General features: G+C 61.0%; 19 protein-coding genes. 13 read left to right on the forward strand and 6 right to left on the reverse strand.

Annotated features, from left to right (window positions below):
* Positions 1 to 12: 12 nt before the first annotated feature.
* The 3 genes from galE to G8E10_RS03930 all read left to right on the forward strand — a co-directional run bounded on the left by galE (position 13) and on the right by G8E10_RS03930 (position 3,577).
* Positions 13 to 1,008 carry a UDP-glucose 4-epimerase GalE gene (gene galE, locus G8E10_RS03920; protein ID WP_167127170.1) on the forward strand — a complete coding sequence of 332 codons (996 nt, stop codon included), beginning with the start codon at positions 13 to 15 and terminating at the stop codon, positions 1,006 to 1,008.
* 197 nt (positions 1,009 to 1,205) lie between these two features.
* A complete protein-coding gene (locus G8E10_RS03925; protein ID WP_280953113.1) occupies positions 1,206 to 2,372 on the forward strand; it encodes a nucleotide sugar dehydrogenase in 1,167 nt (388 codons plus the stop codon).
* A gap of 518 nt (positions 2,373 to 2,890) precedes the next feature.
* On the forward strand, positions 2,891 to 3,577 hold the full coding sequence (locus G8E10_RS03930) for a sugar transferase (RefSeq protein WP_245508050.1): 687 nt from the start codon (positions 2,891 to 2,893) through the stop codon (positions 3,575 to 3,577).
* A gap of 213 nt (positions 3,578 to 3,790) precedes the next feature.
* Here G8E10_RS03930 and G8E10_RS03935 read toward each other — a convergent pair whose 3' ends face one another.
* Positions 3,791 to 4,486, reverse strand: coding sequence for a metallophosphoesterase family protein (locus G8E10_RS03935; RefSeq protein ID WP_165916886.1), 696 nt, complete (start codon positions 4,484 to 4,486; stop codon positions 3,791 to 3,793).
* A 360-nt stretch (positions 4,487 to 4,846) separates the two neighbouring features.
* On the opposite strand from G8E10_RS03935, the gene G8E10_RS03940 reads away from it, so the two are divergent.
* Together G8E10_RS03940 and G8E10_RS03945 are read left to right on the forward strand one after the other, a co-directional pair.
* Positions 4,847 to 6,058: a polysaccharide biosynthesis/export family protein gene (locus tag G8E10_RS03940; RefSeq protein WP_132446736.1), complete on the forward strand. Its 1,212-nt coding sequence runs from the start codon at positions 4,847 to 4,849 to the stop codon at positions 6,056 to 6,058.
* Between the two features lie 292 nt (positions 6,059 to 6,350).
* Entirely contained in the window at positions 6,351 to 8,621 is a 2,271-nt protein-coding gene (locus G8E10_RS03945) for a polysaccharide biosynthesis tyrosine autokinase (RefSeq protein WP_132713098.1), read from the forward strand.
* Between the two features lie 196 nt (positions 8,622 to 8,817).
* On the opposite strand, the gene G8E10_RS03950 is transcribed toward G8E10_RS03945, so the two are convergent.
* Complete coding sequence (locus G8E10_RS03950) at positions 8,818 to 9,831, reverse strand: NAD-dependent epimerase/dehydratase family protein (protein WP_110800084.1); 1,014 nt, start codon at positions 9,829 to 9,831, stop codon at positions 8,818 to 8,820.
* Between the two features lie 330 nt (positions 9,832 to 10,161).
* On the opposite strand from G8E10_RS03950, the gene G8E10_RS03955 reads away from it, so the two are divergent.
* From G8E10_RS03955 to G8E10_RS26215, 7 genes are all read left to right on the forward strand, one after another.
* Positions 10,162 to 11,451 carry a cellulase family glycosylhydrolase gene (locus tag G8E10_RS03955; RefSeq protein ID WP_167127173.1) on the forward strand — a complete coding sequence of 430 codons (1,290 nt, stop codon included), beginning with the start codon at positions 10,162 to 10,164 and terminating at the stop codon, positions 11,449 to 11,451.
* 54 nt (positions 11,452 to 11,505) lie between these two features.
* Entirely contained in the window at positions 11,506 to 12,768 is a 1,263-nt protein-coding gene (locus G8E10_RS03960) for a polysaccharide biosynthesis protein (RefSeq protein ID WP_167127176.1), read from the forward strand.
* A gap of 364 nt (positions 12,769 to 13,132) precedes the next feature.
* Positions 13,133 to 13,921: a WecB/TagA/CpsF family glycosyltransferase gene (locus tag G8E10_RS03965; RefSeq protein ID WP_167127180.1), complete on the forward strand. Its 789-nt coding sequence runs from the start codon at positions 13,133 to 13,135 to the stop codon at positions 13,919 to 13,921.
* A gap of 256 nt (positions 13,922 to 14,177) precedes the next feature.
* The gene (locus G8E10_RS03970; RefSeq protein ID WP_167127183.1) at positions 14,178 to 15,296 is read left to right on the forward strand and encodes a DUF1972 domain-containing protein; all 1,119 of its coding nucleotides are present in this window, start codon (positions 14,178 to 14,180) and stop codon (positions 15,294 to 15,296) included.
* Positions 15,297 to 15,342: 46 nt separating this feature from the next.
* Positions 15,343 to 16,476, forward strand: a complete 1,134-nt coding sequence (locus G8E10_RS03975) for a glycosyltransferase (protein WP_167127186.1) — start codon at positions 15,343 to 15,345, stop codon at positions 16,474 to 16,476.
* The gene (locus G8E10_RS03980) at positions 16,473 to 17,405 is read left to right on the forward strand and encodes a glycosyltransferase family 2 protein (protein ID WP_167127189.1); all 933 of its coding nucleotides are present in this window, start codon (positions 16,473 to 16,475) and stop codon (positions 17,403 to 17,405) included. Before G8E10_RS03975 ends, G8E10_RS03980 begins: the two co-directional genes overlap by 4 nt.
* 37 nt (positions 17,406 to 17,442) lie before the next feature.
* Positions 17,443 to 18,162, forward strand: coding sequence for an LbetaH domain-containing protein (locus G8E10_RS26215; RefSeq protein ID WP_167127192.1), 720 nt, complete (start codon positions 17,443 to 17,445; stop codon positions 18,160 to 18,162).
* Positions 18,163 to 18,184: 22 nt separating this feature from the next.
* Here G8E10_RS26215 and G8E10_RS03990 read toward each other — a convergent pair whose 3' ends face one another.
* The 4 genes from G8E10_RS03990 to G8E10_RS04000 are packed head-to-tail and all read right to left on the reverse strand — an operon-like array spanning position 18,185 to position 22,523.
* Positions 18,185 to 19,339: an endo-1,4-beta-xylanase gene (locus tag G8E10_RS03990; protein ID WP_343289693.1), complete on the reverse strand. Its 1,155-nt coding sequence runs from the start codon at positions 19,337 to 19,339 to the stop codon at positions 18,185 to 18,187.
* Positions 19,336 to 20,262 carry a glycosyltransferase family 2 protein gene (locus G8E10_RS25830; RefSeq protein WP_281517405.1) on the reverse strand — a complete coding sequence of 309 codons (927 nt, stop codon included), beginning with the start codon at positions 20,260 to 20,262 and terminating at the stop codon, positions 19,336 to 19,338. Before G8E10_RS25830 ends, G8E10_RS03990 begins: the two co-directional genes overlap by 4 nt.
* A gap of 4 nt (positions 20,263 to 20,266) precedes the next feature.
* Positions 20,267 to 21,619 (reverse strand): O-antigen ligase family protein, encoded by a 1,353-nt coding sequence (locus G8E10_RS03995; protein WP_165910681.1) that lies wholly within the window; start codon positions 21,617 to 21,619, stop codon positions 20,267 to 20,269.
* A complete protein-coding gene (locus G8E10_RS04000) occupies positions 21,606 to 22,523 on the reverse strand; it encodes a glycosyltransferase family 2 protein (protein ID WP_167127198.1) in 918 nt (305 codons plus the stop codon). Before G8E10_RS04000 ends, G8E10_RS03995 begins: the two co-directional genes overlap by 14 nt.
* A 159-nt stretch (positions 22,524 to 22,682) precedes the next feature.
* On the opposite strand from G8E10_RS04000, the gene G8E10_RS04005 reads away from it, so the two are divergent.
* Positions 22,683 to 24,662 (forward strand): acyltransferase family protein, encoded by a 1,980-nt coding sequence (locus G8E10_RS04005; RefSeq protein WP_167127201.1) that lies wholly within the window; start codon positions 22,683 to 22,685, stop codon positions 24,660 to 24,662.
* The last annotated feature ends 235 nt before the right edge of the window (positions 24,663 to 24,897 follow it).

Here is a 24,897-nt window from a genome sequence, read left to right on the forward strand (position 1 = left end):
CGTGAGGGACGCATGGCAGTACTCGTGACGGGCGGTGGCGGCTATATCGGCAGCCATATGGTATGGGCGCTTCTGGAAGCGGGGGAGGAGGTCGTGGTCATCGATCGGCTCTCCACCGGTTTCCGCTGGGCGATCGCGCCGGAAGCGCGGATGTACGAGGGCGATATCGCGGATGCGGCACTGCTGTCGCGGATCTTCGCCGAGAACGCCATCGACGCCGTCATTCACTTTGCCGGATCGATCGTCGTGCCCGACAGCGTCAGCGATCCGCTCGGCTATTACGAGAACAACACGGTCAAGTCGCGCGCGCTCATCGCCAGCGTCGTCGAGGCCGGCATCCCGCATTTCGTGTTCTCCTCCACCGCTGCCGTCTACGGCACGCCGGAGGTGCTGGAGCCCGTTTCTGAAACCGTCCAGCTTCGCCCGGAATCGCCCTACGGCTCCTCGAAGCTGATGACCGAAATCATGTTGCGCGACGCCGCCGCCGCGCACGACCTGACCTATACGGTGCTGCGCTACTTCAATGTGGCGGGTGCCGACCCGAAGGGCCGCTCCGGCCAGTCGTCGAAGACATCGACCCACCTCATCAAGATCGCCTGCGCCGTGGCGCTCGGCAAGCGCCCCTCCATGAGCGTCTTCGGCACGGATTACCCGACGCCGGACGGCACCTGCGTACGTGACTACATCCATGTCTGGGATCTGGTGCAGGCGCATCTCAAGGCCTTGCAGCGCATGCGCGCCGGGGGAGGCTCCCTCGTTGCCAATTGCGGCTATGGCCACGGCTTCTCGGTGCTCGAGGTTCTCGACACGGTCAAGCGCGTCAACGGCGCGGATCTCACTGTCGATTTTGCTCCCCGCCGCGCAGGCGACCCGGCGATGATCGTCGCGAACCCGGCGCTTGCCATGAAGGAACTCGGCTGGGTGCCGGAATATGACGATCTCGACGTGATCGTTCGCCACGCTTTGGATTGGGAAGACCGCCTCTCGCGCCGGAACGCGACCGACTAGTAAAGCTGCTCGCGTCTCGACATTCTCCTGCCTCCGCATTGGTGTCCGCAGCATTTTTCCGTGCTGCGAGAGGTCTCGTCGTGTCTGCAACATGCAGGACGTAAAACGGTAAGCTGCCGCTGAAGATATTTAAGGTGTCCATCACCCGGAATATTAGGATATGTCGTTGGAGGTCCGTCTTTTTTAGGAAGTGAGTGATGATGAAAGTTGCAGTTGCAGGTCTGGGCTATGTCGGCATTTCGAATGCGATGCTGCTGGCACAGCACAACGAGGTGGTCGCCTACGATACCAACATCGACAAGGTGAACATGCTGAATGCGGGACAGTCGCCGATCGTCGATCCCGAGGTCTCGGATTATCTCGGCCGCTCCCTGAACTTCCGTGCAACCGGCGACACGGCCGATGCCTATGCCGGGGCCGACTACGTCATCGTGGCGACGCCGACGAACTATGACACGGTGACCAACCACTTCGATACGCGATCCGTCGAAGCGGCGATCGCAGACGTGTTCGCGGTCAATCCGACGGCTGTCATCGTCATCAAGTCCACGATCCCGGTCGGCTACACGCAGCGCCTCCGCGCGAGCCTCGGACGTGACAATATCATCTTTTCGCCGGAGTTCCTGCGCGAGGGTAAGGCGCTCTACGACAACCTTCACCCGTCGCGCATCGTGGTCGGCGAGCAATCGGAGCGGGCGCAGACCTTCGCGGACATGCTGCTCGGCGGCGCCATCAAGAAGGACGTGCAGATCCTCCTGACGGATTCGAGCGAGGCCGAGGCCATCAAGCTCTTCTCCAACACCTATCTCGCCATGCGCGTCGCCTATTTCAACGAGCTCGATACCTATGCGGAGCTTCACGGCCTCAACGCACGCCAGATCATCAACGGCGTCGGCCTCGATCCACGGATCGGCACGCACTACAACAACCCGTCCTTCGGCTATGGCGGCTATTGCCTACCCAAGGACACCAAGCAGTTGCTGGCAAACTACAGCGAAGTGCCCCAGGCGCTGATCAGCGCCATCGTCACCGCCAACACGACGCGCAAGGACTTCGTCGCGGAGAGCATTCTGCGCCGCAACCCGAAGCGGGTGGGCATTTATCGCCTGGTCATGAAGGCGGGTTCGGACAACTTCCGGGATTCGTCCATTCAGGGCATTATGAAGCGGCTGAAGGCGAAGGGTATCGAGGTCGTGGTCTTCGAGCCGGCGCTGCAAGGCGAGGATTTCTTCAAATCCCCCCTGATCCGCGATCTCGAGGTCTTTAAGGAAACCTGCGACGTCATCGTCGCCAATCGTTACACGCCGGAATTGAAGGACGTGGCGGCAAAGGTCTACACGCGGGATCTGTTCGGCTCCGACTGAACCGGATCAGGTCCGCTGCAGGGTAAACGTGGGATAAAAGGGCGCATGTCGGAAACGGCGTGCGCTCTTTGCGTTTACCGCATGAGGGTCGTCCATCACAGCGAACTGACGCCATGCAGGATGAGGCTCCAGGTTGCGATCGACAAGCCGAAGGCAGCGGATAGGCTCTTGAGGCGAAGGGACATCGGGCTCTCCAGGTCGTTTCTGGAACCCTAGGCGCACGCATCTTATGACGCCGTTAAATCCGGCCCAAATGGCCTCCAAACCCGAGACTTCCAGAAGACACAGCTAAAAAACGGTTCATTTTCGTGCGTTCCAACTGGAGGCGTGCGGTATCCACATGCTTTCCCTGGCCGCGTAGGGAAATGCGATGTGCCAGCCATGCGTGTGGTGCATAGCAGCCGTCCATAGTTAATCAAGTGTATATTGCTTAGTGACTCCTGATTTAGAGTGAGGCATATTGCGATGCAGCATGAAGATGCGTTCGCTCGGAGGTTGGCATGAAGGAGTTTGGTGCGATGACATATGTGACCGCGGTTCCGACCTCGCCAGCCGCCTATCGCGGTCCGCTGACGACCGTCGGGCATTCCGGAAGCCGCACGGCGCATCTGGCGGCGAAGCGCGCGCTGGATATTGCCGTTTCCTTCACGGCTCTGGCGATCCTGCTGCCGTTCTTCGTTCTCGTCTGCATCGCGATCCGGCTGGAAAGCAAGGGCTCGCCGATCTTCAGCCAGGTCCGCTGGGGCGTGAACTGCACGCGCATCCGCATCTACAAATTCCGGAGCATGCGGACGGATCTCTGCGACGCGAGCGGCATCGCGCAGACGACGAAGAACGATCCGCGGATCACGCGTCTCGGGGCGATCCTTCGTAAGACCAGCATCGATGAGCTTCCGCAGCTTGTGAACGTGCTTCTCGGACATATGTCGCTGGTCGGCCCGCGCTGCCACGCCGTCGGCATGCTGGCGGCTGACCGTCTCTACGAAGACCTCGTGCCGCATTATCACGATCGTCACCGCATCAAGCCGGGCCTCACGGGCCTCGCCCAGGTCCGGGGCCTGCGCGGCCCGACGACGGACGCTGCCAAGGCCCGCGCCCGTATCGCCTGCGACATCTACTACATGCACAACTATTCGTTCTGGATGGACATGAGCATCATCGGCCGGACGGTCATGTCCGAGCTGCGCGGCGGTAGCGGGTTCTAAGATGCAGATGCGCTGGCGGGGCCCTTTCCACGCGGCCGCAGAGATGCGCCGCCTGGTGACACGCTCCCATATTTCCATAAGATGATGTTTGTAACGGGCGCCGGTCGGGCGCCCTTTTTCGTTTTTGCCGTTGCAGGCGAAGGCCCGCTACAATGGCTCTGCTGCAGGTGTGCCCGTTTGGCGTCGTCCGGGGCGACGACGCCACAAAGCCGATCAGATGAGGCTGGTAACGCCGTTGGCGATCTTGAGGACGGTCAATCGACCGCTCCGAAAAGCCCCCGTGTCGAGAGCAATACGATCCTCACGAAACTCGGGCTCCCGAACGATCGTGTGCCCGTGGACGACGACGACCGGCATCTGCGGGCCGTCGGTGAGGAAGGGCTCACGGATCCACATCAGGTGTTTGTCGGTCTGGAGGTCGAGCGGCCGTCCGGGGTAGAGCCCGGCATGAACGAAGATATGCCGGGGGCCGATGCTGGCTGCGACCGGCAGCAGTTTCAGAAACAGCTTGTGCGAGTCGGGAACATGCGACCGCACGGCCTCAGCCAGCTTACGGGGGGAGGCGCAGAGCCGATTGATGTCCGCATCATACATGCCGTAGGAGCGCAACGTCTCGCGTCCGCCCAGCGACAGCCAGCCGCGCGGGTCCGCCTGCGTGCTGAGGACGGCGTGGAAGATCTGGTCGTGATTGCCGCACAGCATGATCCGGTGCGCCTTCTCGATGGAGCCCTCGATCAGGTGCTCGATCACGCCCGCCGAGTCCGGTCCGCGGTCGACGTAGTCTCCGAGGTAGACGATGATCGCCGTTCCCTCCGTGTCATCACGATCCGCCGCAATTCGCCGTTCGGCTTCGTGAAGGGCATGCAGGCAGCCGTGAATGTCGGGGACGACATAGATGCTGCCACCCATATCCCACTGTCGAAGGTCCAGTCGCTGTCGAGAGGCGGCTGGCCTCTCTCTACGCTGTGAATTCTGTTTCCAAGGCGTCCACATTATTTAAGGCATCACTGTACATCGTGCGCCTGTCAAGATAGTCGTGTAGCCAGGGCGTTAAATGACTAAAATCTCAAGATCTAAAGTCGTTGACGTTAATTTAATGATTGCTTAACCGCGTCTCTTCATTCTTGCGTTAGAAGACGCTTGTGGAGTGTGTGATTCTCGAAATGCCCTTGGGCATGGCTGGGTGGTCTCAAGTCGCCGCACCCGGCAGTCGCTCATCGTAATCTATTGAAGGTCGCTGGTCTGCACGACCTATTGCAGGAGAGTTTCTTGTCATACCGTCTGTGCATCAGCGCTATCGCCCTATCCGCGACGACCTTCGTTGCCGGCTGCACCTCCCTGCCGAGCTCGGGTCCCGCCTCGGAACAGGTCGAACAACAGGCCGCCCTCAAAGTGGTGAACACACGGTCCGCGTCGCGGAAGCGTCCTGGTGTCGATTACGCGCTCGTCGATATCAGTGCGGCGGTCCTTGCCAATGTCGCGCAGGCGACGACACCGACCTTGCAGGGCAGTTTCGGCAACCGTCGCGGCGGCGTGCCGAACCTTCCCTTGGGGATCGGCGACATCATCAGCGTCACGGTGTTCGAGTCCCAGTCGGGCGGTCTGTTCATTCCGGCCGATGCCGGCTCGCGCTCCGGCAATTTCGTCACCATGCCCAACCAGACGATCGACCAGAGTGGGCGAATCTCCATTCCCTATGCCGGTCGCATCCGCGTTGCCGGGCGGACGACGAGTTCCGTGCAGGACGAGCTCCAGCAGCTTCTGGCCAATCGCGCCATCGAGCCGCAGGTGGTCATCTCCAAGGTTGCCAGCCGCTCGGCCCAGGTCGCGGTTCTCGGTGACGTCAACAGTCCGGCAAAGGTCGAGCTGACGGAAGCCGGCGACCGTATTCTCGACGTCATTTCCCAGGCAGGCGGTCTCAGCACTCCCCGCCTCGAGACCTATGTCACGCTGCAGCGCGGCCCGCGTACGGCCACGGTCCTCTACGACTATCTGATCAACACGCCGGCCGAGAACATCTTCATGGTCCCCGGCGATACCGTGATCGTCAACCGTGAGCGTCGCACCTTCCTCGCCTTCGGCGCATCCGGCCAGAACGGGCGCATCGACTTCGAGGATGCGGACCTGACGCTCGGAGAGGCGCTCGGCAAGGCCGGCGGCCTTCTCGACAATCGTGCCGATCCCGAGCAGGTGCTTCTCTACCGCGTCGTCGATCGCAACTTCCTGAAGCAGCTGCACGTCGATGTCAGCCGCTACCCGAGCGATCAGATCCCCGTGGTGTTCCGCGCCAACCTGCGCGACCCCTCCGCGATGTTCATGATCCAGAAGTTCCCGATGCAGGACAAGGACATCGTCTACATCACCAATTCGAAGGCGACGGAGCTGATCAAGTTCCTCGACGTGGTGAACTCGGTGTCCTCGACGGCATCCGGCGTTTCGACGGACGTCGTGAAAACGCGCGATGCCGTGAAGGATCTGTAGCAGCAGCATGTCGAAGGGCGTCCGGAAGAGACCGGACGCCTGTCCACGACGGAGAGACGATTTCAAGCTCTGATCTATGGCGGGGCGAGGGTGAACGGCAGAATGCAAGACCAAGTCGCAAGACGTCAGTGCGCGCGGCGGCGGTATCCTGTCGTTTGATTCAGTGTAAGTCTTTACCTACTAAGTATTAACTTGCTGCGTTGCAAAAAAACATCTGGTTTTACATTGTCGATCTCTGCCATGATGATGCGAAACAGTCGTTCCGGCGTTGCATCATTAAGGCGTACAGACATTGGATAAGGCCCAGACAAGCGAGTTCCTTCCTTCTCAGAACGAGAGTGGGATCGATCTCAACGAGATCGTCTCCACCATCAAACGGCAGTGGAGGATCGTGGCGCTGTGCGGCATCCTGATGCTGTTTCTCGGTGCCGCGTTTGCCTTCACGGCGACGCCGAAATACACGGCGTCCTCAACGCTCTTCATCGATGGCGACAATAAGCAGATCGCCGATCAGCTTCTCTCCGACGGTAACCGGAACTCCGGCTACCCGACGCGGGACGATGACGCGACGGTGCTGAGCGAGGTCGAGATTTTGCGTTCCGAGCGCGTTGCGACCCTGGTGGTCGAACGGCTCGACCTTGTGAACGACCCCGAATTCCAGAAGCGGGCGCCATCGCTCGTGTCCACGGTGGTCACGACACTGAAATCGCTGGTCGCTTCGGACACGCCGCCGAAAACGGAGGATGTCGAGGCTCTCAAGCAGGACGTCAAGGAAGCCCTGATGCGGAACACCTCCGCATCGCGCGTCGGCCGGACCTATATTCTGGAGGTCGATTACGTCTCCCGATCGCCCGAAACCGCGGCGAAAATCGCCAATGCCATTGTCGATGCCTATCTGGAAGACCAGTACAATTCGAAGTTCGATGCGACGCGGCGCGCCAGCGATTGGCTGCAGACGCGGATCGAGGCGCTTCGTCAGAAGTCGCTCGACAGTGACCTGCTCGTGCAGAAGTTCCGGGCGGAAAAAGGCCTGATCGCGACCGGCGGCGAACTCGTCAGCGAGCAGCAGCTGACGCAGATCAACACCAATCTCGTCAAGGCACAGAGCGCGGCAGCCGATGCCAAGTCCAAGTACGACAGCGTTCAGGCCGTCGTCGCGAGCGGCGATATCCGTTCGGCCGTCGTCGGTTCGCTCGAAAGCCCCGTAATCAACAAGCTTCAGCAGGAGGCACTCGACGTGTCCCGGCGCGAGGCCGAGATCTCCAAGCGCTTCGGCCGGGATCATTATCAGGCAGTTCTCCTACGCTCCAAGCTTCAGGAATATGACGAGGTCATGTTCAAGGAGCTTCGCCGTATCGCCGGTACCTACCGGCAGGAATACGAGGTTGCGTCGGCGAGCCAGAAGGCCTTGGAAGGCCAGGTCGCTGCGGCAACGAGCACCTCCGCCGTCGCAAACGACGATCTCGTCCAGCTGCGCGAACACGAGCGCGCGGCGGAAACCTACAAGACGCTGTACGAGACCTATCTCCAGCGCTTCCAGGAAGCGAGCCAGCGGGAAAGCTTCCCCGTGACCGCTGCGCGCGTGGTTACACGGGCAGAGCCTCCGCAGGATGCCAGCTACCCGAAGAAGCCGCTGATCCTCGCCCTCGCTCTCGTCATGGGCTGCGGCGTCGGTGCGGCGATCGGTGCCTATCGCGAGTTCGGGGAACGGTTTTTCCGCACGGGTGAGCAGGTCCAGAAGGAACTCTCCATGGAGTTCATCGGCCAGATCCCGCTGGAAAAGCACGAGGCAGGCGGCTCAAAGCTGGATGCGTCTCGCGTCGGCCCTCGCGGCGTGCTGAGCAAATCGAATCTCGATCGCTACATCATCGATCATCCGCTCTCGTCCTTTGCGGAAACGATCCGCAGCGCCAAGATCGCGGCAGACTTCAAGGCGGGGCATAAGTCCGGCCGGGTCATCGGAATGGTCTCGGTCCTGCCACGGGAGGGCAAGTCCACGGTCGCCGTGAACTTCGCCCAGCATCTGGCCAAGCAAGGTTCCCGGACACTGCTGATCGACGCCGACTTGCGCAATCCCGGCGCCACGCGCGCCATCGGTGCCAATGCCCGCAGCGGCCTCTACGAGGTGCTCAGTGAAAGCCAGTCGGTGGAAGACGTTCTGTTGACCGATGTGGAAACCGGCCTCGTCTTCCTGCCGACCATCATCAAGCAGCGCATCCTGTTCTCCGCCGAGCTGCTTTCGTCAGGCGCGATGAACGACCTCCTGGCCTCGTTTTCCAAGACCTTCGATTACATCGTGCTCGATCTCCCGCCGCTCGGCCCCGTGGTCGATGCGCGCGCCATCTCCAGTAAGATCGACAGCTTCCTGATGATCATCGAATGGGGTGCGACCGCACGCCGGATCGTTCGCACGGCCGTCCAGACGCACCCCTCCATCATGCGCAAATGCGCAGGCGTCATCCTGAACAAGGTCGATCTGAGCAAGGTCAAGCTCTACCTTCACCAGGACGAGAACTTCTACCACAACAGTCGCTATGGCGATTATTATCTGGAAACCAAATAGCCAATGTCGGGCCGGCGCTTCTCAAGGAGCGCCGGTTCAGGTGCTAAAGGTTTCAAGCGCGGGTAGAGCGCCGGCTTCATCTCTGAAGCCACCGACACGACAGTGGACATGAAAGTCTCACAACTCGCTGGCCTGGCCGTCTCGACCTTTATGGTCGGCGATCCACATCGCGTCCTGTTTGAGGAATGATGCTGCCTTAGGCCTGGGGATAATGTTCGTCATACCAATCGACGAACCGGCCGACGCCGTCGGCGAGCGTCACCTTCGGCTGAAAGCTGGTGAGCGCCTTGAGCAGATCGGGCGACGCGTAGGTGCGCTGCATATCGCCGGGCTGCATCGGTAGCATGTTCTTGATGGCCTTGAGGCCGAGCCGCTGCTCGATCGTTTCGATGAAGGTCAGGAGTTCGATCGGTTGACCGCCGCCGATGTTGACGGTGCGGAACGGTGCATGGTGCGACAGGCTGTCGGCCACCGCGCCTTCGCGCAGACGGGAGGCTTCCGAGGGAACGGCCTGCGACAGCCGAAGAATGCCGTCCACGAGATCATCGATGTAGGTGAAGTCGCGGCTCATGCGCCCTTCGCCATAGACGTCGATGGGGCGTCCCTGACGAATGGCTTCCACGAACTTGAACAAGGCCATGTCGGGCCGTCCCCACGGGCCATAGACCGTGAAAAAGCGGAAGGCCGTCGTCGGCACGGCAAAGAGATGGGCATAGCTGTGCGCCATCAGCTCCATGGATTTCTTGGTGGCCGCGTAGAGGGACATCGGCTCGTCTGCGCGGTCATCCTCCTCAAACGGTACCTTTTCATTGGAACCGTAGACCGAAGACGTCGAGGCGATGAGCAGGTGCTGCGGCTGGATGTCCCGCGCGATGTCGATGACGTTGAACGAGCCGACAAGGTTGGAATCGATGTAGGAGCGCGGCTCCTTCAGGCTGTAGCGAACGCCCGCCTGAGCTGCGAGATGAAGGATGACATCGGGCTTTGCCGTCTCTACGGCCGCCGCCAGCGCAACGCGATCCTCCAGCCGGCCGATCACGCCGGTAAAGCCTTCGAACCGCTCGAGCAGGGCGTGCCGCTTCCGCTTCAGTTCCACATCGTAGTAGGGCGTCATAGCGTCGAATCCGACGACCGTATGGCCCTCACCGACGAGGCGGTGAGCGAGGTGGAAGCCGATGAAGCCGGCGGTTCCGGTAATAAAATAGCGCATGCTCATCCAATCAAGGCTTGCGAAGAGACCGTCGCCCGATCGGAAAGATCCGATCATATGCCACGCCATGGGCCTTTAACCCGCACAAGGCGACCTGTCGACATGGGACAAGGCAGGACACAGCTTGAAGATGAAAAATATCTAATGTAGATTTCGCAAAGTTGATGTCCGGCCGGTTCATGCAACCAGCCTGCCAATTGGTGCGGATGCGACGGCGATGACCTCTCCAAAAAAGGTTCCGAAGGAGTGCAGTTTGGACGATCCAGCCATCCGAATCGTCTTTGGGCATTCCCGCCACGCGGATGGTTGCGGTCTTTTGGTGCAGACTCCGTGATCGGCAGACCGCACGTTCCCCAGTTTCTCACCGCACGTCGCGATTTCTGGCGCAGTCTTCTTGCAGCCGTTCTTGCCCTCGTCGTTGCCGTCTCCCCGCTCACGACGCCCATTGCTAAAGCCGATGACGTGCAACCCGCCTTTCGCGTGAAGAAGGGCGTGAATGTCTTTCCCTTTCTCTGGAAGCCGACGGCACTGAAGAATGGCCGGTTCCCTGGCGCAGGCTACGTTCCCGTCGGGTCCTATTTCCCGCTCTCGAACTTTTCGGGCATCAAGGCCATGGGCTTCGACCATGTCCGTCTCCCGGTCAATGTCGGCCCCTTGGTGCTTGCCAGTGCGGATGAACTGGAGGCGCGCGCCGACTACGTCTTTGCCCAGGTGGATGCCATTTCCGCGCTCGGCCTCAAGGTTCTCGTCGATATTCACACGCCGGACAAGGGCCGCAACTCCCCCTACGACGCCCAGTCCTTGGTCGAGGGGCCGGGGATGTTCGATGCTCTGACGCGCGTTGTTGCCGCGTTTGCCGAGAGGACGGCCAGCCGTCCCACGGATTGGGTGGCGTTGGAGCTCTTCAACGAACCGCAGGTCGAATGCCAGACGGTCGGGCTTTGGGAAGGGTACCTGAAAACGCTGGTGTCCGTCGCGCGTCGCATTGCGCCGGATCATACGCTCGTGGTCACCGGTGCCTGTGGCGGAGGCCTCTTCGGTCTGCTTCGGCTCGACCCCTCGAGCTTTGACGATCCGAATCTTCTCTATTCCGTGCATTACTACTCGCCGCCCGAGTTCATCTTCCAGGGCTATGCGCCGGTGACGCAAGATCTCGCCGCCCGGTATCCGCCTTTGTTTCGATGGCCGGCCACTGCGGAGGGGGCAAGCGAATCGGTCCTCGCATTCGGTTATAGCGTCGCCGATCTCTGGAGTACGCCGTCGTCCTGGGGGTATATCGGCTCTCGGTTCTGGAAGCTCGTCGTCTACTATGCCCGCGGCTACGATGCCGGTGATATCAGGCAGGACTTCGAGCGCGCGCTTGCCTGGGCGGAGCGCTACGACATACCGAGGGAGCGCCTGTATCTCGGCGAGTTCGGCGCGCCGAGGCCCAAATCGGGTCTTCTGTCCGATTACAATGCCGATCGGCTTGCCTGGCTGTCTGCGGTGCGCAGAGAGGCCGAGGCGAACGGTATTCCCTGGTCCTATTGGTGTTACGGCAGTTATTTCGGCCTGTTCGACGAGGCCAGCGGCGAACAGGACGCGGACATGCTCGTCTCGCTCGGTTTGAACAACCCCTGAAGCTGAAGCCGGCGACCTTGCCGCTCCAAACCATCTCCGGATCTTGAGGATTTCATGACGAAGCCCGTCTTACTGTTGCGGTCGGTCGCGGCCAAAGCCAGCCGTGTCAGCCTGTCGATGGCGGGAACGCTGGCGATCGCCGGGTCGAACTTTCTTCTGTCGCTGGTGCTGATCCCGCTGCTCGTGCCGGCCGACTACGGCTTCTTCATCTTCGGGCAGGTGCTCACGGCCTTCAGCTATAGCATCGTGAATGCCATGGGCGGAACGCCGCTCTCTATCACCCTCAACAGGGGCACCCCGGACTGGCAACCGGAGTATCTGGCCATCATGAAGGTGGATGCGATTCTCTCCGTGCTCGCCGGCCTGGTTGCCATCGGGTCCGGCTTCCTGTTCGACATGCCGCCGCCAGTGACGCTCTTCATGGGTTTGTTCACCTTTGCCGCGGCGCTCCGCTGGGGTTTTCGCTGTGCGGAGTTTGCGCGTCACAGGGTGAAATCGACCGGTATTTCCGACTTGATCTATGCTTCCGTCGTCGTCATCGGTTGCGTCGTCATGTTTTTTGGACACTTGGGCGAGACGCTTCTGGTGGCCAGCATCACGGTGGCGACGGCCGCCAGCCTCTCGGCGATCTATCTCTGGCTGTCGCTGGAGAACGTCGATGGCAGGAGCCGGCTTTCGCACTATGCCGGCGTCTGGAAAGGCCAGTCCCGATGGGCGCTTCTCGGCGTCGTCACCACGGAAATGACCTCCAACGGCCATGCCTATCTCGTCACGCTCATGGCAGGGCCGCAGGCCTTTGCACCGATCGCCGTTGCCGCACTGTTCTGGCGCCCGCTGACGGTCGTTCTGCCCTCGCTGATGCTCATCGAGCGGCCGATCATGGCGCGGCAACTCGCCAAGGGCGATGTCGAGGGGGCTCGCGGCACAGCCAGATCGTTCCTCCGCATCGTCCTGACGATTCTTGCCGGCAATGTCGTCCTGGCGGTCGCCATCGCCCTCATCTTTCATGACAAGGTCGCGAGCCTGCCCTACGAGGCGAGCACGCTCTATGTCGCTTGCGGCCTCTGGTTCATCGTGGTCCTCATCCAGTCGATGCGCATTCCCGCAAGCAGCCTCATCCAGGCGGCGCGGCAGTTCAAACCTCTCGCACAGACCAGCCTCATTGCCGCACCCGTCACCATGATGATCGCGGCCGTCATCATCTACACGGTAAGCCCGATCGCCTCGATCGTCGGCATCATTGCAGGTGAAGTGGTGATGACGGCGCTCGTCTTTCGCCTGACGCGCCAGAAGCAACTGTTCGACCACCCCGTCTGATGATTGCCGTCGCGCATCGATGGTTGAGTGGTGCTACGAAAACGCGCTCGCCGGATGTGTTTTCAGTCATAAACATCGGTGTGTACGCCCATTGCGTTCACCACGACGGATATTGAAATTTCCATTCATAAAATATCTTTTAGTGATGCTTAACTTAGACTAGGTATCGTGGCGCATGAGAGGAAGGGGGCCTTAGAATGCACTGTCTGAACGCATGCTTGTCAGGGTCGATCCGTCAAAGGGTTAACATCGCCCGATTTGCCCCGCTGACGGTTCTCTCTCTCTATTCGCGCGCCGACGAAACGAATGTTGCGGGATGCCGGAAAGCGTGAGTACCCTTCTAGCTCCGACCAAAGAACGCATCGTGCCGAAACAAGCAGAAAACGAAGATTCGGTGATCGTTGCCGGGGTCAAGGTTACGCGGAAGAGCCGTGCCGAACTGACCGACCATGTCGTGCAGACGACGCTCGACGCAACAGCCCATGCACCGCGCCTTCTGTTCGATCTCAACGGCCATGCGGTCGGCCTCTGCCGATCCGATCCGCGCTATGCGGAGAGCTTGGTGAAGGCGGACGTCGTGCACGTCGACAGTGAGCCGCTGGTCATGGTGTCGCGCGTGCTCACGACGACGCCGGTGCGAGGACGCAGCGCGACCACCGACCTCTTCTATGATTTTGCCGAAGGTTTCCAGGCAAACGGCATTTCCTGCTATTTTCTCGGCGCGACCGACGCTGTCATCGAGGAATGCGTCGCCCGCATGACGTTCCTCTATCCCCAGCTGATCATCGCCGGTTATCGCAACGGCTATTTCGATGAGGCCGCCTTGCCGGGCGTCGTCGCGGACATCAATGCCACGAAAGCCGACGTCCTGTGGGTCGGTCTCGGCAAGCCGAAAGAGCAGCTCACCTCGCTGGAGATCCGTGACCATTTCGAAGGTCGCTGGATCATTACATGCGGTGGCTGTTTCGATTTTGCTGCGGGCCATTACCAGCGTGCGCCGCTGTTCCTGCAGAAGATCGGCCTCGAATGGCTGCACCGCATGGTGCTGCGCCCCCGACAGCTTTTCTGGCGTTACCTCACGACGAATCCGGTCGCTCTTTATATTGCATTGCGGCAGACGCGGAATGTGAATGCGCCGAAGCGCAGAGCGTAAGCCAGGTATTACCTATTGAAATCGCTGGAAAATGCGCTTTGCAGGCAAATTTTTTTTGCATTGCAGCGAAACTATGCGATAGCTTCCTACTAAATGAGATTAGAATATTCGGATACAGGCATACGGATTGAGCCTGTCCGGTCGATGATGGTCTTTACAGGCCCGTCCTGAGGTCGTGGCAAGTGCTCATCGCGCCGCTCCCGACGTCATGACGAACATATCTGTCTGGGTCCGAAGTGTGACAGGGAGCAATCGCATGATCGAACAGTCGAAGACTGTCGATACGAGCCGCAAGGTGGTGAACATTCTTGGTATTCGCGGTATTCCTGCGGCCCATGGTGGATTCGAGACCTTTGCGGGTCGCCTCGCTCCCTATCTGGTCGAGCATGGCTGGACGGTGAACGTCTACTGTCAGGAAAGCGGCAAAGCCGATTACGAGGACGATTGGAACGGCATTCATCGCATCCACATTTCCAGCGATGCCACTGGCTCGAAGGGGAGTGTGGTTTTCGACAGGAAGTGCGTCGCCGATGTTTGCAAGCGGCCGGGGATCGATCTCGTTCTCGGCTACAACACCGCCGTCTTCAACACGCTCCAGAGGCTCAGAGGGCGTAAGGTTCTCATGAACATGGACGGCGTGGAGTGGCGCCGGGACAAGTGGTCGTTTCCCGTGAAGATCTGGCTCTATGCCAATGAGTTCATCGGGGCCAATATCAGCAATGTCGCGATCGCCGATCACCCCGAGATCGCGCGCCATCTGCGCCGCCACGGTTGCAGCAATGCCGTGATGATCCCTTACGGCGCCGACCGAATCGAGGCCGCACCGGAGGATCTGATCGAGCGCTACGGCCTCAAGAGCGGCCAGTATCTCATCTCCATCGCCCGTGCCGAGCCGGAAAACTCGATTCTGGAAATCGTCAGCGCCTTTTCCAGCAAGAAGCGCGACATCAAGCTCATGGTGCTCGGCAACTTTTCGCCGGATAATGCCTATCACCGCAAGGTTCAGGCCGCAGCGTCGGACGACGTCGTCTTCCCCGGCGGCATCTACGAACCGGAGGTCGTCTCGGCCCTGCGTTACCATGCTCTGGCCTACCTCCACGGCCATCAGGTCGGCGGCACGAACCCCTCGCTCGTCGAAGCGCTCGGTGCCGGCAACCCGATCATCGCTCACGACAACCGCTTCAATCGCTGGGTTGCCGGCGATCAGCAATTCTATTTCGACAGCCAGACGGCGCTCGAAGCGCTCATCGACCAGATCGGCTCCGGCCTCGACCTCAAACAGGCAGGGGTTGCGGCCGCCGCACGTCATCAGGCGGAATTCACCTGGCTGAAGGTGAATGCTGCCTACGAGGCGCTGCTTCTGACGTGCCTGTGACCGTGACGGCGTCGATCATGACCGAAGACAGGCCGGGGAGCCACGCTTGAAAATTCTCTGCGTACATCCAAACATCGAACTTTATGGTTCGGACAGGAGCTTCCTCCAGGTCCTCGAGGCCGTGAGGGCCGCCGATCCCGACGGATCTGTCGATGTACGTCTCGTGGGCGAGGGGCCGATCACACCGCATGTCGAGCGCGCCTCGACCCGCATTCTCTACGGACCCATGTGGGTCCTGCGAAAGGCGGACCTGAAACGGATCGTCCTGACGGCACCCATCAGTTTCCCCCTTGCCGTGCTGCGAGCCCGCAAAGTGATCCGCGAATCGGGATGCGATCTTCTCTATATCAGCACGCTCGTGCCGTTCGACTATCTGGTCGCTGCCCGGTTTTTCAAAGGGCCGACGATCTGCCATGTACGGGAGATTCCAACGGGCAAGGCTATGGCCATCTTCTCACGCGTCCTCGCCTTCAGCCGCAGCCGGGTCATCTTCAATTCCAAAGCCACAAGCGACGCCTTCACCGTTGCGGCCGGGACGGGGCGGTCGGTGATCTACAATGGGGTCGCACCGCCCTCCGTCCAGTCCGAGACATCGGCATCAGGACCGCTCAAGGTTCTGCTGATCGGCCGCTTCAACGCCTGGAAGGGCCAGCAGGTTCTGGTCAAGGCCATCGCGTCTCTGCCGTCGGAGATCCGGGACCGCATAGAGGTCCGCTTGGTCGGCGGGGTCTATGGCGGACAAGACCATTTCGTTGACGATGTCAGGGCGCTGATCGTGTCATCCGGCTTGGAGCGCACGGTCACGATCCACCCGTTCGCGGACGATCCGTCCGAGCATTTTCTCTGGAGCGATGTCGTAGCGGTTCCCTCGACGCTTCCCGAGCCCTTCGGCCGGGTCGCGATCGAGGGTATGAGCTATCGTCGCCCCGTCATCGCCGCAGGCCACGGCGGCCTCCCGGAGATCGTGGAAAACGGCGAAACAGGGTTTCTGGTGGCGCCGGGAAGCGAGACGTCGCTGGCCGAGGCGCTGACCACGTTCGTCCTTGACCGTAAGCTCTGCAAGGCGATGGGCGACCGTAGTTTTGCGCGCTATGAAGCGCTCTTTTCCGAGGACGCTTATGGCCGGAAAATGGTCGCGGCATTCGGGCTCGACAGACCAGCAAGCGGGGCGCCCCGATGACCATCGACAATCTCTTTATCGGCGTGATTACCTTCCGTCGTCCAAAAGGGCTTCGCCGGGCGCTGGAGGGCATTGCCGCGCAGACCTTTAAGACCGCACCGCCGCCGGTGACGGTGATCGTCGTCGACAATGATCGTGATGGCCCGATGGTCGGGCTGATCGAGGAGATGCGCCCGTCGTTTCCCTTTCCCATCATCTACGCCGTTCATCCGGAGCCTGGCATCCCCTTTGCCCGCAACCGTGTCATTGCAGAGACGAAGGGTGCGGATGGCGTGGTCCTCTATATCGATGACGACGAGTATCCAGAGCCGGACTGGGCGGACCAGTTGCTGGAGAGATACCGTGCCACCGGTGCCGAAGCCATCCTTGGCCCCGTCATCTCGGAGTTCGAAACAACACCGCCCGACTGGGTCTCGCAGGGTGGCTTCTTCGCCAAACGGCACTTCACGGATGGTGCCGAGGTGCCCTTTGCCAACACCGCCAATATTTTGATCGACCTCAAGGTGTTCAACACGTTCGGCCTGCAGTTCGATCCGCGTCTGCGGTACACCGGGGGAGAGGACACGCTTCTCGGCATGCAGATCCATAAAAAGGGTGGCCGGATGATCTGGGCCAGCAAGGCACGGGTGTATGAGATCGTACCGTCTTCCCGCGTGTCATCCAAATGGCTGATCTCGCGCAAGTTTCGAGAGGGCAACACCTACGTGCTTTCCGAGAAACTGGCGGGGAGTTCCTCCAAGCGACAGGCGTCCCTGTTCCTGTCGGGCCTCGCGCGTGTCGGCGGGGGCGTTGTCCTTTCCCTACTCGCGCTGCCCTTCGGCAAAGTGCGCCGGGTCAGAGCCTTCTTACGCGCGGCGCGCGGCCTCGGCATGCTGTACGCGTTCGCCGGCCGCCGATACAATGAGTACAAGACGATCCACGGATCGTGAGCCGACTGCTCCACGCCCGCTAAAAAGGAAAAACACAGTGGATGCATTCTTGCACCGCATTTTCGCAGCGCTTCTGCGGTTGGTCGGGAAGACCTATGTCATGTCGCCCGAACTGCCCGCAGGCTTTCTGGTCCACATGCTCATGCGCCGTCTGGTCTGGTTTCTGCGAGCACTTCTCCGGGGGCGATACAAGATTTTCATCGGGCCGGGCGTGAAGATGCGTGGCGCCGGCCGCATCCGTATCGGGCGATTCTCAACTGTCGGCGCACATTGCCAGCTTGACGGCTACGGTCGGGATGGGCTCGTGCTCGGGGAGCGGGTCAATATCGGTGACTACACGATCATCGGCATCACGAATCATCCAAGCCGGCTCGGCAAGGGGCTGCGCATCGGCTCTGACAGCGGCGTCGGGCAGTATTCTTATTTCGGCGCGCTCGGCGGCATCGAGATCGGCAGCAACGTCATCATGGGACAGTATGTCTCGTTCCATGCCGCAAGCCATGTTTTCGACCGCACGGATGTCCCGATCCGCATGCAGGCCTCGACCGATCTCGGCATTCGCATCGATGACGATGTCTGGGTCGGCTCGAAAGTGACGTTTCTGGATGGCGCCCATGTTGGCGCGCACAGCGTGGTTGCTGCCGGCGCCGTGGTGCGCGGCACCTTTCCGCCCTATTCGGTCATCGGCGGCGTGCCGGCAAAGCTGTTGAAGAGCCGCCTGAACGAAGTACCGCTGAACGAGACGCCCTCGACCTGACATCGATCGCGCCGCGTCTCCATCAGGACTCTCGAAGCGCACCGGCGATCGCGTCCCAGAGCGGCTTCTTCGCAAGGTTCTCATCGAGCGGCAGCGGGCGAAGCGTCTGGCCCTTGGGCGGCTGTTGCTCGGGATCTTCCGGAACCCAGAAGTACCGGTCGCTGAGACCCCAGCTGAGAACACCGACAAGTGCCTTGCAGTCCAGAGCGACATCCAGAAACCGGCGCCCGAGCGCCGCCACTTCGGCATCGCGTGTGGCGGGATCGGCCGGTCCCTTCCGGTCGGTAATGTCGAATTCGGTGATCGTGATCTTCAACCCCATCCCGGCGATGTCGGCAAGGAAGCCGGCAAAGACATCTTCATCGAACGCCTTGTCGAAGGCGATGAGATGTCCCTGGATGCCGACCATGTCGATGGGAACGTTGCGGGCCAGGAGACCTTCGAGCAGAAGCAGCATGGCCCTGCGGCGGGCACCGTACCAGCTTCCCGACATCTCAACGCCATAATCATTATAGGCGAGAACGGCATCGGGTGCGGCGGCGCGGGCTTGGTGGAAGGCGTCGTCGATGTAGCTGTCGCCGAAAGCCTTGAACCAGGGCGAGCCGATTCTGCGGCCGAGAAAATCGCCCTCCTCGGGCGCGACGGCCTCGTTCACGACGTCCCAGACGGGAACGCGGTTTCCATAGCGTCGCATCGCCGTGTCGATATAGTCGAACATATGCGTCTTCATGGAGGGCGCTTCCGTGAGAGCCGCCTCAAGCCATGCAGGGTTGGCCAGATGCCAGACCAGCGTATGTCCGCGCATCAGCATGTTGTGCTCCTGCGCAAAGCGTGACAGCCGGTCGGCACCGCTGAAGTCGAAGCGGCCGGGCGACGGCTCGGTGATAACGCGTTTCAGCTCGTATTCCGGAACGATGGCGCTGCAATCCGCGACGACCGCTGCGGTGAAGGCAGGGTCTTCGGTGATCTGACCGCTCTTCATGGCACAGCCGTAGAAGAGCCCGCGGTGAGCGGCGAGGTCGCGGAGACTGTCTTTGCCTCCGGTCGCGGAGGAGGGCGCGATACTGTTCGCCCGTGCGGCGCCCACAGGCGAAACGCCTGCGAACCTCCCGGAAACGCCCGCCCCGATGCTGAGGCCCGCGCCAGCGAGAAACTGCCGTCTGAGAAATCCGGTCACGAGGGTATCCTTCGTCTGCGCGCCACCAGTCGGTCGGCCAGCCGCCGGTAGCCATCGCCATTCAAAAGCAGTTGTAGGGCGACACGCAGGGCAAGCTTTGGAGGATAGGCGCCGCTGAGAAGCGCCTTTCCGTAGAGCCCCCAGGCCTTGCGCGGTTCCGCCCGGACGAGCGTCTTGGCCACGTGCCACCCGCGATAGCCGGCATAGGCCCTGTGTGGGATCTGTCCGCGCAGATCGTCGAGCCAGGTAAAGCGCGCTTGGCTCGCCGCGGATGATGAGGACAAGCGATCGGTCCCCCGCTCGTCCGACCAGATGGCGCCCGGCGTCGGGGCCATGATGAACCTGCATCCTGCCAGCGAAAGCCGGATGGCGATGTCGGTGTCGTCGCCGAAGCCGACATCCGGGCGATAAGGCACTGTCAGGGCCCAGGATCGGGGAACGACCAGCGTGCTGGTCTGCACGAAGCCGCCCCGGCAGACGAGATAGTCGGCCATCGTCTCGTCGTCCCGGATGCCACGAGACGGCTTCACGAAAGTCCGGTTCTCCCCGCGATCGGCGATAACCTGCGCATAAGCTGCCGCGTCCGGTCGTCCGGTGAGCAGCTCGACCATGGTGGCGAGGTGGTGCGGAAGGAAACGATCGTCAGAATCGAGGAAGGCGACGAATGCCCCACGGGCCTCCTGTACGCCTCGATTGCGTGCGACCGATGCACCCTGGTTTTCCTGTCGGACGAGCCGGATGCGGGCATCATCCACGGTAGCGATGGCAGCACGAGGATCGTCCCCGGACCCGTCATCGACCACGATCACTTCGAAGTCCTGAAACGACTGTGTCAGCACCGATTGCAGTGTCGCGACGATAAGGTGCGCCCTGTTAAAGAGCGGGATCACAACGCTGACCTGCGGATCCGTGCTCGCGCGCATTGGCCTAGGTGCCCAGAACGATGCGCGGGCCGGTGCCGGGCTCTCGCTTGCGGTGGAGGAACGCGACCTGGATGGCGATGAGCATGATGACCCAGACCTGTCGGTCGCGGTTCATGATGTGCGTTTCCAGGAGATTGTAGATGACCGCGAAGAGCCAGATGCCGAAGTAGAGTCCATTGATCTTCCGCCAGACGGGGTCGGCCATGACGAAGGAATAGAACGGCACGATGACGAACATGAGGACCGTCAGCACGAGCCCAGGGACACCGGTGGTCACCAGCATTTCGAGGTAGCCGTTGTGCGAATGCGCAATGCCGAAAAGCCAGGGCATGTCGCCGCCGATGCGCAGAACCGGCGAGTCCTGCCCGATCAGCCAGAACGAGCCGAAGCCGGCGCCGGTCATCGGATACTCCTCGACATAGCGCAGCACGATGTTCCAGATGCCCACCCGGCCAGTGAACGAGGTCGGGTCATCGAAAACCTGCGAGAGCAGAGGCGTAAAGACCATGGCAAATACGGCAATCCCTGCCACGAATAGGAAGGTGCTTGCGAACAAAAGGAACTTCTGCCGCTCTGTTCGGAAAGCGTGGTTGTACATGATGCCGGCAAACAGGCAGGGCACGACGATGCCGAGGGAGGTTTTGCCTCGGGTTCCCAGGAGAAAGATGATGGACAGGATGAGCAGGATCGCCGACTTCCAGCTGCGGGTGAGGAAAGCGTGATAGCCGAACATGATAGCCGACAGGGCGGTGACCGCCGAGGCGACATTCTTGTGCGGCATCAGCCCGTGCCATGCGCCGATCAGGGCCGAATCCAGTTCCTGATCGGAATGAATGGCATAGCTGGGTACGAGAATGACGGACAACATGTTCGCAACGACGAAAAAGGCGATGATCCGGTAAAGCAACTGCGTGACCCGGAGTGGCCCGAGAGTGGATACGATGGTGATGGTTGCAAAGATGATGATAGTCGCGAGAATAATACGCCGCAGCGAAATATCCGGAACGATGGCCCAGGAGACACTGCAAAAGCACCAAAAGACGACGAAGAAGACCGAGGTTGGAAAGGGGGAGACGACATTGATCAGCCCATGTCGCGCGGCGATGAGAAAAAGCAGGATCGCGATGCCGATATAGAAGAGCTGTCGACCGGTATCGCCTTCGCCGCTGTCCAGCACGATGCTCGTCATGTCGCTGACGCCCGTCCGAACCACAATCAGGGTGCCGTCCGTGAAGACGTAGGCCAGAAAGGCGCACAGCATGAGTTCGAGGAAGCGGCGCAGCCAGACAGGTTCTCTGGACGGAACTGCGCCCGCAAATGCCGGCGTCGTGTAGGCCGGGACGTTACTGATACTCATGGACCCTGCCTCCGTAGAAACCATAGAATTTTCCGGCCGCACGCGCGGCCGAGAACAATCCGTCGGCGCGGCGCTTGCCGCTTAGCGCTCGCAACGGCAGAAGCGACAGGCTGGCGATGAGACCGAGAACGGCCTTGCTTACCGTGCGCACGCGATGAAGACGGCCGGTGCCGTGGCGCAACTGGATGCGGGCGTCCGTCGAACCGATGCGCAACCCGCGCCGAAGAAGCCATCGCGCCTGCGTGCGCTCCCGGGGCACGCTCTCGAAGATCAGGGCGCCCGGCGCCCAGGCGAAACGCTTGCCCTGCGCCTTCAGCCGCGTGAAGAGCTCGACATCCTCGCCACCGGTGATGTTGAAGGCGAGATCGAACCAGGGCGGTCCGGCTGTCTCGATGCAGTCGCGCGTGAGAAGCACGTTGTTGCTCGCCCAGATGATCTGGCATGGCCCCTCGGGCCGGGCTTCCGGTTGAAACAGGCGCGCTCGACGCACCCAACTCCCGCCGGTGCCTTCGAAGATGGAGGCGACGGGCGCGCCGACGATATCCGCTCCGGTCGTCTTCTGGACGCGCAGGAGTTCGCCGAGCCAGGGTGCGTCCGGCCACTCGTCGTCATCGATCATCGCGATATGCGTGAAGGTGTGATGCGAAAGTGCATGCGTAAACAGCGTATTGCGGACGTTCGCCAATCCCTTGGCTGAAACCGTGATTGCTTCCAGGGGGAAGCGATAGGAGTGGGCTGCCAGCGCCGCAACGACCTCTTCGCCCTGCCGTCTCTCGGGATCGTTATCGGCCACCAGCACCGTGACGGGCACGGCGATGTCCAGCTGGTCGATCCTCGACAGCAGGCGCTCGAGTTCGACGGGACGCCTGTAGGTCGGTATGGCAACGAGAACCGCTGTGCTCATGCGTTTCTACCAAATGTCACGCAAACGTCTTCCATGTCCGAGCGCAAATTCCGTCGACAAAGCAAATTTCATCTGTAACTAATTGAGTGACACGATACACTGAGGGAGGCAAGCGGCAAACAAACGCTGCTGCGACTTCCTTTGCTCTGGAGACTGCCTATGCTCTTGGAACACACCGTTTCGACGGGAACTTTACGACGCCAGGAACATGGCAAAATACCCCACGAGCCAGTAGCCTACCGCGCGGACATCGACGGACTTCGCGCCGTCGCCGTTCTGATCGTTCTTCTGTTTCACACCGGAATCAGTCCGCTGAGAGGCGGCTTCGTCGGGGTCGACGTCTTCTTTGTGATATCGGGCTACTTGATCACCAAGGTCGTCTGGCAGGAACTGCAGCAGGGGACATTCTCGCTGCTGACCTTCTACGAGCGCCGCACCCGCCGTATTTTCCCGGCACTGGTCGTGACCGTTGCGCTGACCCTTCTCTGCGCACCGCTATTGCTGTTTCCAAGCGAGCGCACGACAGCAGTCTGGACGGGGCTCTCTGCCCTGACCTCGGTATCCAACCTCTATCTCGCGGTAGAGACGCTCGGAAAAACCGGCTATTTTGCCGCCGATGTCTATAGTCAGCCTCTGGTTCACACTTGGTCGCTCGGCGTGGAGGAGCAGTTCTACCTCGTTTTTCCGCTTATCCTTTTCGCGGTGGCAGGCTTCAAGCGCCACCATGCTGGGCTCGTTGTCGCCGCGATCGCATTGGCAAGCTTCCTATTTGGAGTCTGGCTGACGATCGCCAATCGAGATCTCGCCTATTACATTCCCCTCGTGCGCGCCTGGGAACTGATAGCAGGAGCCCTTCTTGTCTTCACGCCGCTGCCGCGGCTGCCGGCGCGCCTGCGCGATGTCCTTGCGACTCTTGCGATTCTGCTGATCGCCGGCAGCGCGTACCGGTTTCATGGCGGCATGTCGTACCCGATGGCATTTCCAGGTTTCGTCGCGATCGCGCCAGTTGCCGGTGCCGTTGCCCTGATCGCGATGGGTGGCGCAGGCGGCTCCTATGTCAATCGGTTCCTCTCCTTGCCGCCTTTTGTCGGCATCGGGAAAATCTCGTACTCGCTCTACCTCTGGCATTGGCCGATCTTTGTCACCGTCGCGCTGACGACCGCGAGGGCGCCGACAATGATGGAAGCTGCCGGTCTCGTTCTCGCCAGCTTCGTCGCCGCCTACCTATCGTGGCGCTTCGTTGAACAGCCCTTTCGTCAGCGCCGGCTCGGGCGGACGGCACGGTCATTGTGGATGCAGGCCGGAGCGGCGTGGTGCGTGGTCTGCGTTCTCGGTCTCGGGATCTGGCTTTTTACAACCGCCGCGCCGCAGACGGAAAGCGATCGCCTTGCCAGTTATATCACCTATGATGATCGGGTGACCTACCGGCGTGAAACCTGCTTCCTCATCAGCTACAAGCAAACGGCGGCGGATTACGCGTCCGACACCTGCCTCTCTCCTTCGTCGGTGAAGCCGAACGTCCTTGTTATGGGGGACAGCCATGCAGCCCATCTCTGGAGCGGTTTCAATACTTCGCTTCCGCAGGCCCATGTTATGCAGGCGACATCGAGCGGATGCAAGCCGCTTGTCGGCACGCCGGGCGAGCGGGAATGCCTCAGCCTCATGCGGCGCATGTTCGAGCAGTTTCTTCCGGAGACCAAGCCCGACGTCGTAATCCTCTCTGCCCGTTGGGCCGACTACGACCTCCCGTTGATCGCCGAGACGATCCGGCAAGTGAAGGACAAGGCGAGGATTGTCGTCGTCTCCGGTCCGATCGTCGAGTACCAGCGGCCGCTGTCCCGCGTTCTTGCGCAGGTTGCGGCTGGGCGTAGCGATAATCTGCTGACCGAAAGCCGGGTGACCGCCGTGGCGCGGAGGGACCGCGACCTGCAGGCGCTGGTCGAGGCCGCGGGGGCCATCTACGTCTCGCCCTATCGGCTGCTCTGCCCCGATTCAGGTGCAGCCTGCACGACGACCGTCGATGGCGTTCCCCTTCAGTGGGACTACGGGCATCTGACGGCGGAAGGATCGAAGTTCCTTGCCGAGAGCATTATCGGTACAGGCGCGATTCCGGGTGCCCAGGCGTGGCAAGCAAGATGAGTTTCGTCCGGGGAAAATCCTCTCCGGACGGGGACCCTTCTCGAAAATAGGTGCAAATTTTTCAAGCGAAAACAAAGGTTCTGGCGTAGGTGCTGGCCTTATCCTCTCCCCGTCCGACCGAACGCATCGATAGTGTCCGAAGACCGGGCCCGCGCACCGGCCGTCGAAGGTGACGGACGAGAGCCAGCCGCAGGGATGATCAACGCGACGTTGACGCTTGAAAAGGAAACGGCAG

Origin of the sequence: Ferranicluibacter rubi (genome assembly GCF_011603255.1) — a bacterium.
GTDB classification, from domain to species: Bacteria; Pseudomonadota; Alphaproteobacteria; order Rhizobiales; family Rhizobiaceae; genus Ferranicluibacter; species Ferranicluibacter rubi.

Coding starts and splice junctions, on each gene's coding strand:
- G8E10_RS03925 (WP_280953113.1), top strand. CDS start 1,206: ATGATGAAAGTTGCAGTTGCAGGTCTGGGCTATGTCGGCATTTCGAAT.
- G8E10_RS03960 (WP_167127176.1), top strand. CDS start 11,506: ATGACGAAGCCCGTCTTACTGTTGCGGTCGGTCGCGGCCAAAGCCAGC.
- G8E10_RS04005 (WP_167127201.1), top strand. CDS start 22,683: ATGCTCTTGGAACACACCGTTTCGACGGGAACTTTACGACGCCAGGAA.
- G8E10_RS03935 (WP_165916886.1), bottom strand. CDS start 4,486: ATGGGTGGCAGCATCTATGTCGTCCCCGACATTCACGGCTGCCTGCAT.
- G8E10_RS03995 (WP_165910681.1), bottom strand. CDS start 21,619: ATGAGTATCAGTAACGTCCCGGCCTACACGACGCCGGCATTTGCGGGC.
- G8E10_RS04000 (WP_167127198.1), bottom strand. CDS start 22,523: ATGAGCACAGCGGTTCTCGTTGCCATACCGACCTACAGGCGTCCCGTC.
- galE (WP_167127170.1), top strand. CDS start 13: ATGGCAGTACTCGTGACGGGCGGTGGCGGCTATATCGGCAGCCATATG.
- G8E10_RS03980 (WP_167127189.1), top strand. CDS start 16,473: ATGACCATCGACAATCTCTTTATCGGCGTGATTACCTTCCGTCGTCCA.
- G8E10_RS25830 (WP_281517405.1), bottom strand. CDS start 20,262: ATGCGCGCGAGCACGGATCCGCAGGTCAGCGTTGTGATCCCGCTCTTT.
- G8E10_RS03930 (WP_245508050.1), top strand. CDS start 2,891: ATGACATATGTGACCGCGGTTCCGACCTCGCCAGCCGCCTATCGCGGT.
- G8E10_RS03950 (WP_110800084.1), bottom strand. CDS start 9,831: ATGCGCTATTTTATTACCGGAACCGCCGGCTTCATCGGCTTCCACCTC.
- G8E10_RS03970 (WP_167127183.1), top strand. CDS start 14,178: ATGATCGAACAGTCGAAGACTGTCGATACGAGCCGCAAGGTGGTGAAC.